9 protein-coding genes, 1 tRNA gene and 1 pseudogene are annotated in these 16,196 nt (G+C 56.6%); 6 read left to right on the top strand and 5 right to left on the bottom strand.

Annotated elements, in window-relative coordinates; all coding sequences use genetic code 11:
- Window positions 1-132 precede the first annotated feature (132 nt).
- A complete protein-coding gene (locus tag HJG40_RS08575; protein ID WP_215863802.1) occupies window positions 133-1,047 on the top strand; it encodes a DMT family transporter in 915 nt (304 codons plus the stop codon).
- Here HJG40_RS08575 and HJG40_RS08570 read toward each other — a convergent pair.
- The 5 genes from HJG40_RS08570 to HJG40_RS08550 form a co-directional block, all read right to left on the bottom strand.
- Window positions 1,006-1,680, bottom strand: coding sequence for an HAD family hydrolase (locus HJG40_RS08570; RefSeq protein ID WP_215863801.1), 675 nt, complete (start codon window positions 1,678-1,680; stop codon window positions 1,006-1,008). The two genes, HJG40_RS08575 and HJG40_RS08570, sit on opposite strands and share 42 nt — an antisense overlap.
- On the bottom strand, window positions 1,677-2,369 hold the full coding sequence (gene ubiG, locus HJG40_RS08565; protein ID WP_215863800.1) for a bifunctional 2-polyprenyl-6-hydroxyphenol methylase/3-demethylubiquinol 3-O-methyltransferase UbiG: 693 nt from the start codon (window positions 2,367-2,369) through the stop codon (window positions 1,677-1,679). The genes HJG40_RS08570 and ubiG overlap by 4 nt, the downstream gene beginning before the upstream one ends.
- Window positions 2,366-3,712, bottom strand: a complete 1,347-nt coding sequence (locus HJG40_RS08560; protein ID WP_368355975.1) for a TRZ/ATZ family hydrolase — start codon at window positions 3,710-3,712, stop codon at window positions 2,366-2,368. The genes ubiG and HJG40_RS08560 overlap by 4 nt, the downstream gene beginning before the upstream one ends.
- Window positions 3,713-3,806: 94 nt before the next feature.
- Entirely contained in the window at window positions 3,807-4,982 is a 1,176-nt protein-coding gene (locus HJG40_RS08555) for a lytic murein transglycosylase (protein ID WP_215863798.1), read from the bottom strand.
- 68 nt (window positions 4,983-5,050) lie between these two features.
- Window positions 5,051-5,572, bottom strand: coding sequence for a C40 family peptidase (locus HJG40_RS08550; RefSeq protein ID WP_226857325.1), 522 nt, complete (start codon window positions 5,570-5,572; stop codon window positions 5,051-5,053).
- 211 nt (window positions 5,573-5,783) lie between these two features.
- On the opposite strand from HJG40_RS08550, the gene HJG40_RS08545 reads away from it, so the two are divergent.
- From HJG40_RS08545 to HJG40_RS08525, 5 genes and pseudogenes are all read left to right on the top strand, one after another.
- Window positions 5,784-5,858, top strand: a tRNA-Val gene (locus HJG40_RS08545).
- Between the two features lie 194 nt (window positions 5,859-6,052).
- Complete coding sequence (locus HJG40_RS08540; protein ID WP_215863796.1) at window positions 6,053-7,234, top strand: polysaccharide biosynthesis/export family protein; 1,182 nt, start codon at window positions 6,053-6,055, stop codon at window positions 7,232-7,234.
- Window positions 7,235-7,241: 7 nt separating this feature from the next.
- Complete coding sequence (locus HJG40_RS08535; RefSeq protein ID WP_215863795.1) at window positions 7,242-8,417, top strand: glycosyltransferase family 4 protein; 1,176 nt, start codon at window positions 7,242-7,244, stop codon at window positions 8,415-8,417.
- Complete coding sequence (locus HJG40_RS08530; protein ID WP_215863794.1) at window positions 8,414-15,745, top strand: SDR family NAD(P)-dependent oxidoreductase; 7,332 nt, start codon at window positions 8,414-8,416, stop codon at window positions 15,743-15,745. Before HJG40_RS08535 ends, HJG40_RS08530 begins: the two co-directional genes overlap by 4 nt.
- A gap of 9 nt (window positions 15,746-15,754) precedes the next feature.
- Window positions 15,755-16,196: pseudogene (locus HJG40_RS08525) on the top strand (aminotransferase class I/II-fold pyridoxal phosphate-dependent enzyme); the annotation flags it as partial.

Below are 16,196 nucleotides of genomic sequence, written 5' to 3'. Positions count from 1 at the left end.
TTCTGGGGCATGGATGGCGTTTATGACAAGCCCTGATCAGCGCCTGAGAAACTGAGACGCCGCTTGCCAATCCCGATATAATCTGAAAAATTCTTTCCGAAATTCTCCTTGGGACAGGTTCTCAGCAGACTGATGCCACGTATTATCATGCAGAACTTGCCGATTATGGCTTTACTCCTGGGTTCCAGCCTGTGGGGCGTGCTGTGGCTGCCTTTGCGCTACTTTAATGGGGCGGGGCTGCATGGTGCCTGGCTGATTCTGGCCACTTACCTGCTTCTGGCCCTGCCGGCAGGATGGTGGTCCTGGCAGCGTCGCGATGAATTGCGGGGACATCATTGGACCCTGATCGGATTGCTGGTTTTTGGGGGCTGGACTAATGTGGCTTTTATGCTGGCACTGGTCCATGGTGAAGTAGTACGCATCCTTTTGCTCTTTTATCTCTCGCCGGTCTGGGCGATTTTTGCCGCCCGGATTTTTTTGCGGGAAGCAGTGGGGTGGCGTGGTGCTTTGGCTGCCGCCCTTGCAGTAGGTGGCTCGGCGCTGGTTGTCAGTCATGGTCAGGGCTTTTCTGTAAGTGATCTGAGTACCAACGATCTCTTGTCCATTTCTTCGGGTTTTGCTTTTGCCCTGAGCAATGTGGTGCTGCGCGCCGATGAGGCGCTGGGAGATATGCATCGGGCTACTTCGGTGTGGTGGGGCTGTGTCCTGTTGGCACTGCCTTTTGTCTGGTTCCAACCCTGGCCCAGTCTTTCCCCCATGCAATATCCCTATTTACTGGGATTTTCCTGGCTCTGGATTGCCGGTGCAACATTAGCCATCCAGTACGGGGTGGCGCGTATGCCGGTCAGCGTGTCTGCTGTGATTATGCCTTTTGAGGTGATTGTCGGAGCACTATCTGCCTGGTGCTTGGCCGGGGAAAAGCCCGGCTTGCTGGAAGTGCTGGGCGGCGTATTAATTCTTTCCGCTGCGCTGCTGCAAATCACCCGAAGCCAACAGCATCCGGTTTCATTGGGCGGTGTAGACATGGAAAAGGGCGGGCTGCAGTAATTCACTACGGGTAATGATTTGATCAGCCTCCCAGTTTTCCGGGGGATGTTCCGCCTCCACATAACCCCAGCCAGCTGCCCAGCACTGCGTACCCGCCGCGTGGCCCGCCCGTATGTCACGATGGTCATCGCCAATCATGATGCTCCGCGTGGCTTCGGCGTCCAGTTGCTGCAAAGCACAGAAAACTGGCAAAGGATCGGGCTTGGCGCGGGCAGTGGTATCGCCACTGACGACGACTCCAGGGGCTACCGGCAACGCCAGTGCCGCCAGTAGGGGCGTGGTCAGAAACCCCGGTTTGTTGGTGACAATACCCCAGGGGATTTTGTTTTCATCCAGCCAGTGAAGCACCTGCGCCATGCCGGGGAACAGGGTGCTTTGTTCACAAATCCGCGATAAATAGTCTTCCAGAAATATTTCCCGCAAGACCGGAAATTCACGGTCTTCAGGTTGCAGTCCAAACGCGACCCGCAATAATCCTCGTGCGCCCTGGGAAGCCACCGGGCGCAGGTCAGCCAAGGGCAGGGCAGGGAGACCATGACTTTCACGCAGCCGGTTGGCAGCCGCTGCCAAATCCGGGGCGGTATCTACCAGGGTCCCATCGAGATCAAAAAGTACCGCGCCAGATTGGATCATTTTTGGGTGTGCAGGAGGTAATTCACGGTCACATCATCATTCAGGCGCGCTAAATGGTGGATAGGATCATAATGCATGCCCTTCATTGTGCGGCTCTTTAACTGCGCCTTGCGGGTCATGGCAATGAGTTCGCTGGGACGAATGAATTTCTGATAATCGTGGGTGCCGCGTGGCAACAAACCCAGAACATACTCGGCACCCACAATAGCCAGGAGGTAACTTTTGGGATGACGATTGAGCGTCGCAAAAAAAGCATTTCCGCCGGGTTTCAGCAGCTTTACACAGGCGGCAATAATGCCCGCAGGATTAGGGACATGCTCCAGCATTTCCATGCAGGTCACCACGTCGTAGGACTCGGGCTGTTCCTCGGCCAGATCCTCTACAGCTACCCGGCGGTACTGGATTTGCAGATGCCCGAGTTCGGCGTGGGCCTGTGCCGCTGCAATACCATCTGCCGCCAGATCAATACCCGTGACATTAGCACCCAGCCGAGCCATAGCTTCTGCCAGCAGACCGCCACCGGTACCCACATCGAGAATGCGCTTACCGCGCAAACCCTGACAGCCCTGGGCGATAAAGTCTACGCGCAACGGATTGATTTCATGCAGTGTCCGGAAAGGTCCGGCAGGGTCCCACCAGGTGCTGGCGAGAGCATCAAATTTGCTGACTTCGGCCTGATCCATGTTCATGTATTTTGATCCTTGTCGCGAATACGCTTAACCCATGCTTGCGCGCGGCTGAATAATGCCGATTCTTCCCAATCCACCGCCTGACCCTGACGAATGCGGATTTGGCCATTTACCCAGACGTGGGTCACCTGATCGCGTCCGGCACAATAAGCGACCTGGGATACCGGGTCATAGACCGGGAAGGTGGCCGGGTGGTCGAGGGAAATGGCAATGCAATCCGCAGCCTTGCCGGGTTCCAGACTGCCGGTCAAGTCTCCCCAGCCGATGGCTTCGGCACCCCCTAAAGTAGCTGCTTCCAGAACTTCCCAGGCCGGGAAGGCGGTCGGATCGCCGCTGAAACCTTTGGCCAGCAAGGCCGCAGTGCGCAGTTCACCGAGCATGTCGAGATCATTATTGCTGGCAGCACCATCCGTACCGATGGCCACAGCGATACCCTGCTCACGAATACGGGCCACAGGGGCAATGCCAGAACCGAGTTTAAGATTGGATTCGGGGCAGTGGGCGATGTGCAGCCCGCTATCCCGACAAATCGTCAAGTCATCAGCGTCCAGTTGGGTCATGTGTACCGCCAGAAAACGCGGATTCAGAAGACCCAGCTCCGCGAGGCGGGCCAGGGGACGACGACCATATTGAGCGAGACCTTCTTCCACCTCATGGGCGGTTTCATGGACATGCATGTGGACGGGCAGATGCTCGGCTTCGGCCAGTTCTCTGGTACCCCGTAAACCGGCGTCAGCAACGGTATAAGGTGCATGGGGTGCAAGACTTTGGCGGATCAACGGCATTTGCTGCAGGCGGGGGAGAAGATCGGCGGCTGCTTGCAGGCAGGCATCGGCATTTGCGGCATAAGCCGTAGGGAAATCAATGATGACATGCCCGATATGGGCACGCATACCCATGTTCTGAGCACTTTGGGCGGCGGCTTCGGGAAAAAAATACATATCATTGAAAGTGGTGGTTCCGCCGCGCAACATTTCAGCGATGGCCAGTTCCGTACCCATGCTGACAAATTCCGGGCTGACATAACGGCCTTCCACGGGCCAGATGTGCTCGTTCAGCCAGGTCATCAGGGGCAGGTCATCGGCGAGCCCGCGCATCAGGGTCATGGCCGCATGGGTGTGGGCATTGACGAAACCGGGCATCAACACATGCTGGTCGAGGATCGTGATTTCTGCTGCCGTATATGCCGCATGAATTTCGTCCCGGGGACCGATCGCGACAATGCGTCCCTGCTGAATGGCCAGCGCATGATGATGCAGGAGTGCGCGGGGGCGCACCGGAATGATCCAGCGCGCATTGATAATTTGATCGACCACTGGTTTTGCAGCGTGTTGTGATGGCACACCCGACCTCATGACATGGTATTAGGGGTGCTACATCCTAACACAGGGGCGCTGGCCTGGGGCAATTGTCCCGGCGCTATTGCCGTTTTCAGCTTCAGCCATTCAGTGCCCGTTGAATGGCCTGGGAATAAGCCCAGACAGTGGCTGAATAGTACACGCTGGGGTTGTAACCCATAATGGCGTAGAAGTTGGGGTAGGCTATAAACAGTGTAGGACCTTCGGCAGTTTGCAGGCGGAGCAGGCCAACCGGGGTGTCAGCAGGTAAGGATGAGGGTTTTTCCGGCTGAATTCCGGCGGCCAGAAGTTGCCCCAAGGGATGCTTGCCGTGCAGGAAGGCGGCAGCGTCAACCCCGCCGGAACCCGCCACTCTGGCCATGACTGGTTGCCCTGGTTGCCAACCATGGCCCAGAAAGAAATTGGCGGTAGAGGCCAGCACATCGGCGCGAGATTGCCAGAGATTGGGCAGAGGGCCGCCAGGAGGATCATTCCAGACAATGCCGTAACGCAAATAACTGCTGGCCAGGAATTGCGACATCCCCATGGCCCCTGCTTCAGAGCCCATCAGGGTCGCTGGTGATACCCCCAGCTTTTGGGCCAATTTCAGGGTTTCAGCGGTTTCATGCAGAAAAAACCGGCGACGCCCTGGCAAAGCCAGCGCGAGGCTAAGGTTGCTGTTCAGCACCGAAAAGTTCCCCATGAATGAACCAAAGCCGGTTTCAATGTTGAGAATGCCCATCAAAATCGGCCCGGGAACCCCGTATTTCTGGCTGACCTGCTCAAGCAGGGCGCTATGGGCATTCCAGAACTGCAATCCCCGATTAATCCGGTCGGGATGCAGAAAACGATCGCGATAGCGCCACCACGGATATGGGACTGATGGCTTCTGGCTGGGCGGCGGCGGGGTCATCAGCGTTACGGCGCGGGCATTGAAGCGGGCGTTTTGCAGGGCTGGAATAACATAATTGGCCGGCAAGCCATTGTTTATTTGTAATTGACAGGCAATTTCCTGGAGTGGCAGTTGGTATTGCCGGGGGAAATTCGGGAAATAAACATCTCGTACGCAGGAAGCAGGCCGGGCAGAAGGTAAATTCTGCACTGGCTGGGAGGGTGAAAGATGCATTGCGGGTGCCGGGGCGCGGGAGCTGGGCACGGTCTGGGCGATAGGGTTGCTGACGGTGCCCGTAGGCACGACTTCGCTGGCGCAGGCAGAAAGCAGGGTAGCCATGATGCTGGTGCTGAAAATGCTACGGATGACGGTTTTGGGGGGCATGTTCTCACTCGTTATATCAGTAAATTATGAAGAACCTGGTGTGATTGCCATTGAGATCGGATACGTGTTCAGTTGTCGCGCATGGCCAGTAATTCTCTGGGCATAGGCCGGCGCACGCCATCCAGACGTTCGGCCCAATAAGGGATTTGCAGGCTTTGCACAGCGACGCCCTGGCGTCGGTTCAGTGCGCTGACAAACTGCTGCCCACCGATGTAAATCCCCACATGCGAAAAGGGTTGTCCCATGGTATTGAAAAACACCAGATCACCAGGGCGAATACGACTTAAAGGAACCGATGGCAGGGCAGCAGCCTGGGCAAAAGAAGTTCTGGGAATATCCACGCCAGCCTGCTCCAGCACATATTGAATAAGGCCACTGCAGTCAAAGCCAGCCTGGGGAGTGTCTCCTCCCCATCGGTAGTCCTTGCCGATTTCTGAAATGGCATGGACCAGAACGGCGTCCAGAGTAGTAGCTTCGGCGTGCTGCACATAATCCGAGGATTGCACCGGGGGCCGGGCTGGGGGTGGGGAAGACACAGGACTGTTGGGGGCCATGCTGGCGCAGCCACTGAGCGTCAATGTCAAAAACATTAGAGCTACTCCCCCCTGTTTGAGGGGGCTTTTCGCAAACATAAAGTACTGCCTTGACATAGGCGTCTTCCTCATTCTTTTTTCTAAGGAAAGTAAATAGCCTAATTCTGTTGATTTGGCAAGGGAGGCTAACTACCGGAAACCAACTGCGGGTTGACCTGAATGGCCGCGATTGGTATTTTACGCGCTCTCTGGAACCATTCGGCATCCAGGGCGGTTAGCTCAGTGGTAGAGCACTGCCTTCACACGGCAGGGGTCACAGGTTCGAACCCTGTACCGCCCACCAAATAAATCAATAGGTTACTTTTTGCTTGTAATTATCTCATGGTGCGACTTCGGCGCAGCAAGGCGGACCAATCTGGCTGACATAGCGGGTAGCGGCACCTATTGGATGACCTCCAAGTTGATATTCGGTTACAATCCAGCAGGAAATAATATTAACAATTTTTCAACTGACGGTTTTTTCTAAGGATGTTGCCGATGACAACAGGTTATCCGGGTTTGCGCGCTGTGACTGCCGGTCTGCTGCTGGCGGGGCTCGCGGGTTGCTCCTCCTACATGCCTTACGCAGGACCGCGTGTCGGACCTGTGGAAAGCGTAGCCCATAACAAGACCTTACGCGGCATACAGTTGGTCAAGGTGGATTATGCGCTTGCCCATCAGATCCGGATTCGGGCGGATACGCCGCAGTTAAACCTGCTGCGCAACTTCAGTAACCCCAATCCGCGTCTATATACGGTGGGGCCTGGCGATACCTTGCAGGTTTATATCTGGGAGGCGCCACCCGCCATGCTTTTTGCTTCGGCCGGGGCAGCCAACAGCACGACGGGTTCCGGTTCGGTGATGACCTCCATTCCGGAGCAAATGGTGGGGAGTAATGGCGACATCATCATCCCTTTTGCCGGCAAAATTTCTTGTGCGGGTAAAACCCTGGACGACATTGGCGATGAAATCCGCGCCCGTCTGAAAAATATGGCCCATGACCCCCAGGTGGTGGTCCGTCTGGTCAGCAACCATGCCCAGAGCATTTCCGTGGTCGGCAATGTGCGTAAAAGCACCCAGGTTCCGCTGATCCCGGGCGGGGTCAGCGTGCTGCAGGCGCTGGCGGCAGCGGGCGGGGTCGATAAACCGGTAAACAAGGTAACCATTCAGCTTTCTCATCAGGGTAAAGTGTTACAACTGCCGCTGGAAGACGTGATTCGGCACCCCGAAGAAAATGTTTCCTTGCGGGCAGGGGACGTGATTACGGCTCTGTATCAGCCGCTGCATGTAACCGTCATGGGAGCAACCACCCAGACCAAGGAAATCGATTTTGAAGCCTCGGGTATCAGTCTGGCGCAAGCCCTGGCCAGAGCGGGTGGCTTGAATGGTAACGAAGCCGATGCCAAGGCGGTATTTGTTTTCCGTCTGGAAAAACCCAACTTCCTTACAAATTGGCCAGAGCCTCTGCAAACCAATGCCCAAGGAGAAGTGCCCGTGGTGTTCCGCTTTGACTTCAGCAACCCGGCCACGCTTTTTGCGGCACAAGAGTTTCCTATCCAGAACAAAGATCTGATTTATGTGGCCTCGGCACCTATTACCGATCTTCAGAAATTCCTGGGCCTGATTGTGCAGATTGTTTACCCGATCCAGGGTCTGAGTACGGCGGGCATCGTCAAGTAATCATTTTATGGCAGATCTTGGCGAAGCTCCGGTTTATATAGATATCACCCGGCTTGTCCACCGTATGCGCAAGGGGCGCATACCCACCGGGGTAGACCGGGTGTGTCTCGCCTATGTTGGTCACTTCCATGGCCGGGCACAGGCCATGATGATTCATAATGGCGTGGCGGTTGCCCTATCGGTAATCACCTCTATGACATTGTTTGATACATTGCAGGCCTGGGCGCATGGGCAGCGGCATGGCAGCCTTGCCAAGACGGTTGGGCACATGCTCAAACTGCCCATCCGTCCGGTAAAGTCCGGCAGCTGGATTTTAAACATGGGCCACAGCGGACTGGATCGACCCAGCTATCTGGCTTGGCTGCGTCGCAAAAAAATGCGTCTGCTGGTCATGGCCCATGACCTGATTCCGGTGACTCATCCCCATTTCTGTCAGCTCGATGCCACCCAACGCCACGATAAACGCCTGCAGGTGATTCTCGGGCAGTCGGCAGGTATTGTCAGCAATTCGCAGCACACCGCCGAGGCGCTTCGCGACTATGCAGAAAACATCAAGATGTCGATTCCACCGATGGCGATTATCCCCCTGGGTACGCATTTAAGGCATAGTCCGCTGAGTGGTCCCGCAGTCGCGCCGGCAAAGCCCTATTTTGTGGTGCTGGGGACGCTTGAACCCCGAAAAAACCATGCTTTCCTGCTCTATCTCTGGCAACGCATGATGGCAGAGTGGCGTTGGAATCATATTCCCCAATTACGCATTATTGGTCAGGTAGGCTGGATGTGCGGCGATGTGTTGCATGAATTGCAGCATAATGAGCGATTAAAAGAACACGTCGAATTTCTTCCGCACTGCAGTGACGCAGAAGTGCTCACGCATCTGCGCGGCGCTCAGGCCTTACTTTTTCCTTCGCATGCGGAAGGGTTCGGGTTGCCTTTACTGGAGGCTTTGGAATCAGGGGTGCCGGTATTGGCCAATCCGCTACCTGTATTTGCGGAAATAGCAGGAAATATTCCGGAATATCTGGATACGGACGACGAAGCCGTCTGGCTGCAGGCTATTCGCGATTTCAGCGCGCATGATCATGCCCGTCGTCAACAGCAACTGCAGAGAATAAAAGGCTTTACTGCCCCGACATGGTCTGAACATTTTGAAAAATTCGAACAATTTGTGAGTTTATTGTGAAAAAAGTTGCAATTATTGGCTATGCCTCCCGATTACCACAATGCCAAGAGAAAGACAGCTTCTGGCAACATCTGTTGATGGGCGATGATCTGATCACCCAGGTAGCCGAAGACCGCTGGGCGCAAGATGATTTGCAGCACCCGCAACGCAGTCATCCCGGCACATCAGTCACTTTTGCCGCCGGTTCGTTGGGTGAAGTATCGGGTTTTGATGCCGGATTTTTTCGCATTTCTCCCCGCGAAGCCGCAGCCATAGATCCCCAGCAGCGGCTGCTGCTGGAAATGAGTTGGGAGGCGTTTGCCCATGCCGGCATCCGCCCTGAACATCTGCGCGGCAGCCGCTGCGGCGTGTTTATCGGGCTGGCCAGCACAGACTATGCTTCGCGGCTGGCTGATGATCTAGCTGCCGTGGATGCCAATACCGCCACGGGCTCAACGGCCAGTATTGCGGCAAATCGTCTGTCCTATTTTTACGACTTGCGGGGGCCCAGCTTTGTCGTAGATACCGCCTGTTCTTCGACACTGGTAGCCTTTCATCAGGCTTGCCAGTCGATACTGCAAGGAGAATCGGATCTGGCCCTGACTGGAGCCATCAGTCTGCACCTGCATCCATACGGGTTTCTTATTTTTTCCAAAGCCTCCATGCTTTCCAAACGTGGACGCTGCCGCCCCTTTGATGCTTCCGCAGATGGTTACGTGCGTTCCGAGGGTGGAGGCCTGTTTATTCTCAAGGATTATGCTCAGGCACGGCGCGATGGTGACCGGATCCTGGCGGTGGTCGCCCACAGCGCTATTAACACCGACGGGCACAAATCTGGTTTGACTATTCCCAGTGTCGGCGCCCAGCAAAGCCTGCTGGAACAAGCTTACGCCGCTGCAGGCATTGATCCCCGGCAACTGGATTATCTGGAAGCCCATGGTACCGGGACTCCCGTGGGCGATCCGGTTGAAGTGGAAGCTATTGGCAGGGCATTGGGCATTCACCGCGAGGCCAATCAGCCGCTACCCATCGGTTCTGTAAAAAGTAACATTGGCCATCTGGAAACCGCCTCGGGTATTCCGGGGTTGCTGAAAAGTATTCTGGTCCTGCAAAACCGCTTGATTCCGCCGACTATCGGGATTGAAACCCTTAACCTCCGACTGGCGTTGGATGACTACCATCTGGAGGTGGTCCAGGGTATGCGTCCGCTCCGTGCGGAAGGATCCCTGCTGGTGGGCGTTAATTCTTTTGGTTTTGGGGGTGCCAATGCCCACATCATTCTGGAATCCGCCGAAGCACCACGCCGACGCCGATCCCCGCGCTGGCAGAATTCGGCAGAAGGCCGCAAACCGCTTTGTCTCAGCGCGGCTACGCCCTCTGCGCTGCAAGCTGTGGTTCATAACTTTGCAGATCGGCTGGCCACTGCGGACCCGGATACACGTTATGCGGCACTGTATCAGGCCAATTTCCGCCGGGCCTGGCTAGCACACCGCGTTATTTTCTGGCTGAACCCGCAAGAAGACATGACCGCGCAACTGCATGCCTTTGCCGATGGTCAGGGTGACAGCGTCGCTGTCCAGGCTATGGAAAAAATACACGGCCCGGTATTTGTTTACTCCGGCAATGGTAGTCAGTGGGCAGGCATGGGGCAGGCATTACTTCAGGACCCGGTGTTCGCCAGCGCCATCGCTGAAGTGGATTGCCACTTTGCGCCTCTGGCCGGTTACACACTACACGATGAACTGGCAGGATGTCTGGGGGATGATCGCTATATAGCCACTGAACAGGCGCAACCAGCCCTGTTTGCCCTGCAGGTTGGCATTACCGCCATGCTTCGTGCCGAGGGAATTGTGGCGGCGGCAGTCGCCGGTCACAGCGTCGGCGAGGTGGCTGCTGCCTGGGCCTGTGGTGCCCTGACTTTGGCCGAAGCGGTGCTGGTCATATATGAGCGGAGCCGTTTGCAGGGCCAGTCGCGGGGTCAGGGACAAATGACGGCGGTCGCGCTTTCTGCCGATGCGCTGCTGCCGCATCTTCACGATTGGGGTCTGGATCAGAGCATCAGTATTGCCGCCTGGAACAGTCTCCGGGGTTCTACGGTCGTGGGCAGCCGTGCTGCACTGGGTGAACTGGAGAAAAAGCTCCGGACTCAAGGCGTCGGCCATAAACGCCTGGATATTGATTACCCTTTCCATAGCGCCTGCATGGACCCGCTCCAGGCAGAGCTGATGGAAGTTCTGCAGGATCTGAAACCGCAAGCGACGCAGATTCCCTTTGTTTCTGCGGTCAGTGGTACAGTGCTTGCCGGTGAAGCCCTCAATGCCGACTACTGGTGGCGCAATATTCGTCAGCCTGTTCGTTTCCAGCAGGCAGCGGACGTCGCCCTGGAACAAGGAAATCTTTTTGTAGAAATTGGCGGTCATGCGGTGCTGCGGGGTTATCTGCAGGAGGCAATCACCGCAGGTGGACAGGAAGGGCGGGTGATCCCCACCCTGCGTCGTAACGAAAATCATCCGCAAGCCATCCGTCAGACCCTGGCGGCACTGTGGCTGGCGGGGATAGAGCCCGACTGGAAGCCGTATTTTCCGCTTCGCAGTAACCTCGTAGATTTGCCCGATTATCCCTGGGAACGGGAAAAGCATTGGCATAAAACGACCCCGGAATCAGCGGGTACTTTATATCGTTATGCCGTGCATCCTCTGCTGGGGCATCCTGTGGCCGGACATCCGGACGAATGGGAGCAAAGTCTGGACACCGCGCGTCAGGCTTTTCTGGCCGATCATCAGGTTGGGGATGGCGTGGTTTTCCCCGGTGCGGGTTTTGTCGAACTGGCACTGGCTGCAGCCCGGGAAAAACTGACGGAACGCCAGGATACCCAGGCCTGGACAGTGGAGGAGCTGGATATTCTGCTGCCTTTGCTGCTGGATAGTGCGCGCAGCAAGATCGTCCGCGTGGAGCTTCAGGACGATGGTCATTTCCAGATTCGCTCCCGTAAGCAGATGGAAAACAACTGGGTCGTCCATGCCAAGGGCCGGGTCCGTTTAGGGGCTACGCAAGGCATGACAGAGCGCAGTCTGCAAAGCTCAGGCACAACCCCTGCACCGACCGGCATGCCCGGTGCACCGGCAGATTTTCAGGGAGAAACACATTATGCACGCTGTCAGGCTGTCGGCCTGCATTATGGGCCCGTGTTTCAGACGGTAACTCAGGGCTGGCTGCAGGGCACCACCATCCATGGGCAACTGCAACTGTCCGACAGTGCAATGTCAGATGCCTACCTGCTCCATCCCGCTCTGCTGGATGGTGCCATGCAGTTATTTGTGGATTTTCTGGCGCAAAGCCCGGTTCCGGCTGGTTGGGCTTATGTTCCTGTGCGGTTTGCCAACCTGAGCGTCTTTGTACCGGGTACGCAAACGCTGCGGGTTGTGGTCGACGTTCTGCGCCACTCTCCCCAGTCGCTGCTGGCCCGCCTCAGCTTTTGGGGAGAAGCTGGCGAACTGGTCGCCTGCTGCGATACGCTGCGTTTACGCCGGGTGCGACTGCAGAAGCCGGAAAGGGAAAAGCTCCGCTATGTCCAGTCGGTGCTGCGTCCGCAACCACGTCCTGAACACCAGCATTTTGTCGTAGAACTGGATCAGCCGCGTATCCGTAGCATTTTTGCCGAGCATCAGGCCGGGCAACCCGCCTTGCAGCGTTATGTGCAAGAATATTCACCACTGATTCATACCCTGTTACAGACTTATACCGCCGAATCAGCGGGCCGCAATGACCCGGAAGTGGCGGCGCGTGATATCTGGCAGATGCTTTTACAGGATTACCCAGAGTTTTTCCCGATTACTCTGGCGGTTGGTCGATATGGGCTGGGTACCCGGGGTGAAGCCGGTGACCATGCTCCCGATGGGTCTTTGTCGACAGACCTGATGCCGGTATTGATGGATACCCTCAGCCCAACGCTAGTGCTTTGTTTACAAGAGCTGCAAAACCAATGCTTACAGCAGTTATCCGCTGCGCAAACATTGAATTTCATGGAAATTTGCAGTGGCGAACCGGAAGCCCTCGCGCACTGGGCAGAAAATACCGATCCGCGCATCTCCCTATGGCGGGCTTATGACCCGGAAGACGCCCAAACCCAGCAAGACAAACCCTGGCAGTCCGTGCAAATCACGACAAATCCTTCCGCAGCCATGCATTTGATCTGGTTGCGTCTGGATGCCGCGATGTCTGAGCAACATTGGCAGATGCTAGAATTTGCCGAGCGTTGCCTGGTACCCGGCGGGTTGTTGCTGGTCCAGGGAGTGGAACCCGAAAACTGGTGGAGCGAAGTGGATCCTGCGGCTAGCACTTTCTCCTCGCGAACGCGGATTCAGGACTGGCTGGAGCAGCGCAGCATCTCCCTGAGTCTGGCTTTAACGTCAAACGAAGCAGCGGGAGCTTATAGTTTTATTGCCCGTAAAAGCCCTGAGCAGCCGGGAATGTCTGAGCAGATCCGTACAGAACCGGCTGCTACGGTAATGCTCTGCAGCAGCCCCGACCATAACAGGATTGAGAGCGTTGCCGCCCGTTTACTGGAAAACGCCCTGACCGCCCAGGGGTTGGAATGCCAGCATTTTTCCTGGCTTGTGGAGAGTACGCCACCGCCATCTGCAACATCTGCAGCATCTGCAGAAGCCAAGCCGATAGCCGGGATGATTTTTCTGCCGGATTTTGCGGATAGAGAAGATCTGGCCGAAGCCGGGCAATCAGCAGCTACCAGGCTGCGCATGGAATGCAAACGCTTACAACAGGCAGGACTCTGGTGTTTGCGTCAGGACCCGGTCATCCCCTTGTTACTGTTGAGTGATGGTGGTTTGGGAGGGACTGCTGCTGCGACCGCTTTCAGCGCAACGCACAGTCTGGGTCAGGCCGGTCTGTGTGGTTTCGCCCGCAGTTTGCAAAACGAATGGCCAGAGCTGAAATTGCGCATTGTGGATTGGGGGCAGGGGAGTCCCGAGACCGTACAAATGGTCGTTGCAGAATACCTGAGTCCCGGTCCCGAAACCGAACTTCTGCTGGATGTCCAAGGAGGACGCTATATTTTGCAGGTGCAGGAAGGCACTGTGGCGGACTTAGGGACTGCCGGTCATGACCATCCCCAAATAATCCAGCCCCCAAAAAGCCAGCCCCTCAAAATCCAGCAACTCCAATTTTCCCTGCCCGGTCAGCTCCGCCATCTGCAGTGGGTAGACGTGCCAGAGCGGACTCCCGAAGCGCATGAAGTGGAAATTGCCGTAGACAGTACCGGGCTGAATTTTCGCGATGTCATGTATGCCTTGGGTTTACTGGCGGATGAAGCCCTGGAAAATGGTTTTTCCGGTCCCACGTTAGGCCTGGAATTTGCGGGCAGAATCCAGCAGATAGGCGCTGCTGTGACGCAATGGCAGGTTGGCGACGCGGTACTGGGTTTTGCCCCGGCCAGTTTCAGCACGCGCCTGATGACGTCGGAGCAGGCCATTACCCGCATCCCCGAAGGCATGTCCATGCGTGCCGCCGCTACCATTCCCACGGTTTTCCTGACCGCCTGGTATGCGTTGCACACCTTGGCCCAGTTGCAGCCTGGCGAAAAAGTCCTCATTCACGGAGCGGCTGGTGGAGTGGGTATTGCCGCCATCCAGATAGCCCAGCATTTGGGGGCGGAAATTTATGCGACGGCGGGTTCGCCGCAAAAACGCGATTTTCTGCGTTTGTTAGGGGTTCAGCACATTTATGACTCGCGCAGTCTGGATTTTGCCGACGCCATTCTGGCTGATACGCAAGGCGAAGGAATAGATGTCCTGTTAAATAGCCTGTATGGCGAAGCCGTCCTCCGCAATCTCCAGATACTCAAACCCTTCGGACGTTTTCTGGAGTTGGGAAAACGCGATTTTTACGAGAACAATGCCATTGGCCTGCGCCCTTTCCGCAACAATCTCAGTTACTTCGGCATTGATGCCGATCAGCTCCTGAAAGGTCGACCGCAACTCACCCAGACCCTCTTTACGGAAATCATGTCCCGGTTCGAGGCGGGAGACTTCTTCCCGCTGCCCGCTACCCATTTCCCGGCTGCCCGAGTCACCGATGCCTTCCGGCACATGCAGCAGGCCCGCCAGATCGGTAAGGTAGTGGTCGAGATGGCCGCCCCCTATCTGCCCCATGCGCCCCGATCCGAAGCGATTTTGCGCATACAACTCAATGGGGAGGCAGCCTATCTGGTTACCGGGGGGCTAGGCGGCTTCGGCCTCGCGACAGCACAACGGCTGGCCGAACGTGGTGCTAAAAAGCTGGTGCTGGTCAGTCGCAGCGGTCAGCCCGAGTCTGCGGCCGATCTCATCCTCAATGACCTACGCTCGCAAGGCGTGCAGGTTCACACCTGGTCCTGCGATGTTCGCGAAGTTTCTCAGGTGCAGGCGCTCATTCAGCGTATCACCCGGGAAGTCGGCCCCCTGCACGGCATCATCCACGCGGCTGCCGTGATCGAAGACGCCCTGGCCCAGAATCTTGGCGCGGAGCTGATGGATAAAGTCATCCAGCCCAAGGTGGCCGGTGCCTGGAACCTGCATCAGGCCAGCCTCCATCAGCCGCTGGATTTTTTCGTCCTGTATTCTTCCATGACCACCGTGCTCGGCAATCCGGGGCAGGCGCATTATGTGGCAGCCAATAGCTGGATGGAGGCTTTCGCGCAATGGCGGCGTCAGCAGGGGCTGGCCGCTCTGGCGATTCTCTGGGGAGCCATTGCCGATGTCGGGTATTTGACCAGACACGAAAAAACCCGCGACTTATTGCAGCAACGTCTGGGTGGCGCCGCATTAACCGCCAGCACCGCCCTGGATGTGCTCGAAACCATGATAGTCAGTGATGCGCATGGCTGGATGGTGGCAGATCTCGACTGGCGTGCCCTCCAGCGTTTTCTGCCGGTAGCCGCAAGCCCCCGTTTTGCGGCAGTCATGCCCTCTGGAAAGGCCGAGACAACGTCCAGTGACGAAGACCTGCGCAGTCACCTGCAAAGCCTGCCCACGGCCGAAGCAGAACAATTGCTGGTGGATACCGTCCGTCGGGAAGTCGCCCAGATTCTGCGTCTGTCTGCAGATAAAATCACGCCCGACCAGAATCTCAGTCAACTCGGTCTCGACTCGCTCATGGGCGTTGAACTGGCATTGGCTTTGGAAGAACGACTCGGTGTCAAACTACCGGCTTTTCTGCTCAGTGAGGGACCAACCCCCTTGCGTCTGGCGCGGCGTTTGGTGCAATCTTTGAGCAACGACGCAGAACAACAGGAGGTTCCGGGTGCCGCAAGCATTACCCGTGAACAGTTGGAAGCCCAACACGGCGTTACCTGAGACCGGAAAATGACCAAAGCTGATCGTAGTATCGCCGCCCAGTTCAAGGAAAAGCTCATCCAGAAAGGTCTGGAACAGCGCCTGCAAAAAATCCAGACCGCCCCCGCCTCGGGTGCCCAGGTGGGCGGATCGGATATTCCCGAGGCTTTCACCCGCTTTGATCGCCAACCCGGCTATCAGCAGGTACATCTCATGCAGGAGGGCGCGGAGCGCTTTGGCGTCAAAAGCCCCTTTTTCCATGTGCACCAGGGCACTGCCGGGGCGCATAGTGCCATCGACGGACAACGCGTCATCAATTTTGGTAGCTACAACTATCTTGGACTTTCCGGACATCCCGCAGTGAATGCTGCCGCCCAGGACGCCATTGCCCAATACGGCAGTTCGGTATCCGCCAGCCGCATTGTGGCGGGCGAACGCCCCCTGCACCGGCAACTGGAAAAAGCCCTGGCCG

This window comes from Acidithiobacillus concretivorus (assembly GCF_018853445.1).
GTDB classification, from domain to species: Bacteria; Pseudomonadota; Gammaproteobacteria; order Acidithiobacillales; family Acidithiobacillaceae; genus Acidithiobacillus; species Acidithiobacillus concretivorus.
Note: the sequence above shows the minus strand (reverse complement) of the source record. Positions and strands in the feature narration are given on the sequence as shown.

Coding starts and splice junctions, on each gene's coding strand:
- HJG40_RS08540 (WP_215863796.1), top strand. CDS start 6,053: ATGACAACAGGTTATCCGGGTTTGCGCGCTGTGACTGCCGGTCTGCTG.
- ubiG (WP_215863800.1), bottom strand. CDS start 2,369: ATGAACATGGATCAGGCCGAAGTCAGCAAATTTGATGCTCTCGCCAGC.
- HJG40_RS08570 (WP_215863801.1), bottom strand. CDS start 1,680: ATGATCCAATCTGGCGCGGTACTTTTTGATCTCGATGGGACCCTGGTA.
- HJG40_RS08555 (WP_215863798.1), bottom strand. CDS start 4,982: ATGCCCCCCAAAACCGTCATCCGTAGCATTTTCAGCACCAGCATCATG.
- HJG40_RS08535 (WP_215863795.1), top strand. CDS start 7,242: ATGGCAGATCTTGGCGAAGCTCCGGTTTATATAGATATCACCCGGCTT.
- HJG40_RS08550 (WP_226857325.1), bottom strand. CDS start 5,572: ATGTTTTTGACATTGACGCTCAGTGGCTGCGCCAGCATGGCCCCCAAC.
- HJG40_RS08575 (WP_215863802.1), top strand. CDS start 133: ATGCCACGTATTATCATGCAGAACTTGCCGATTATGGCTTTACTCCTG.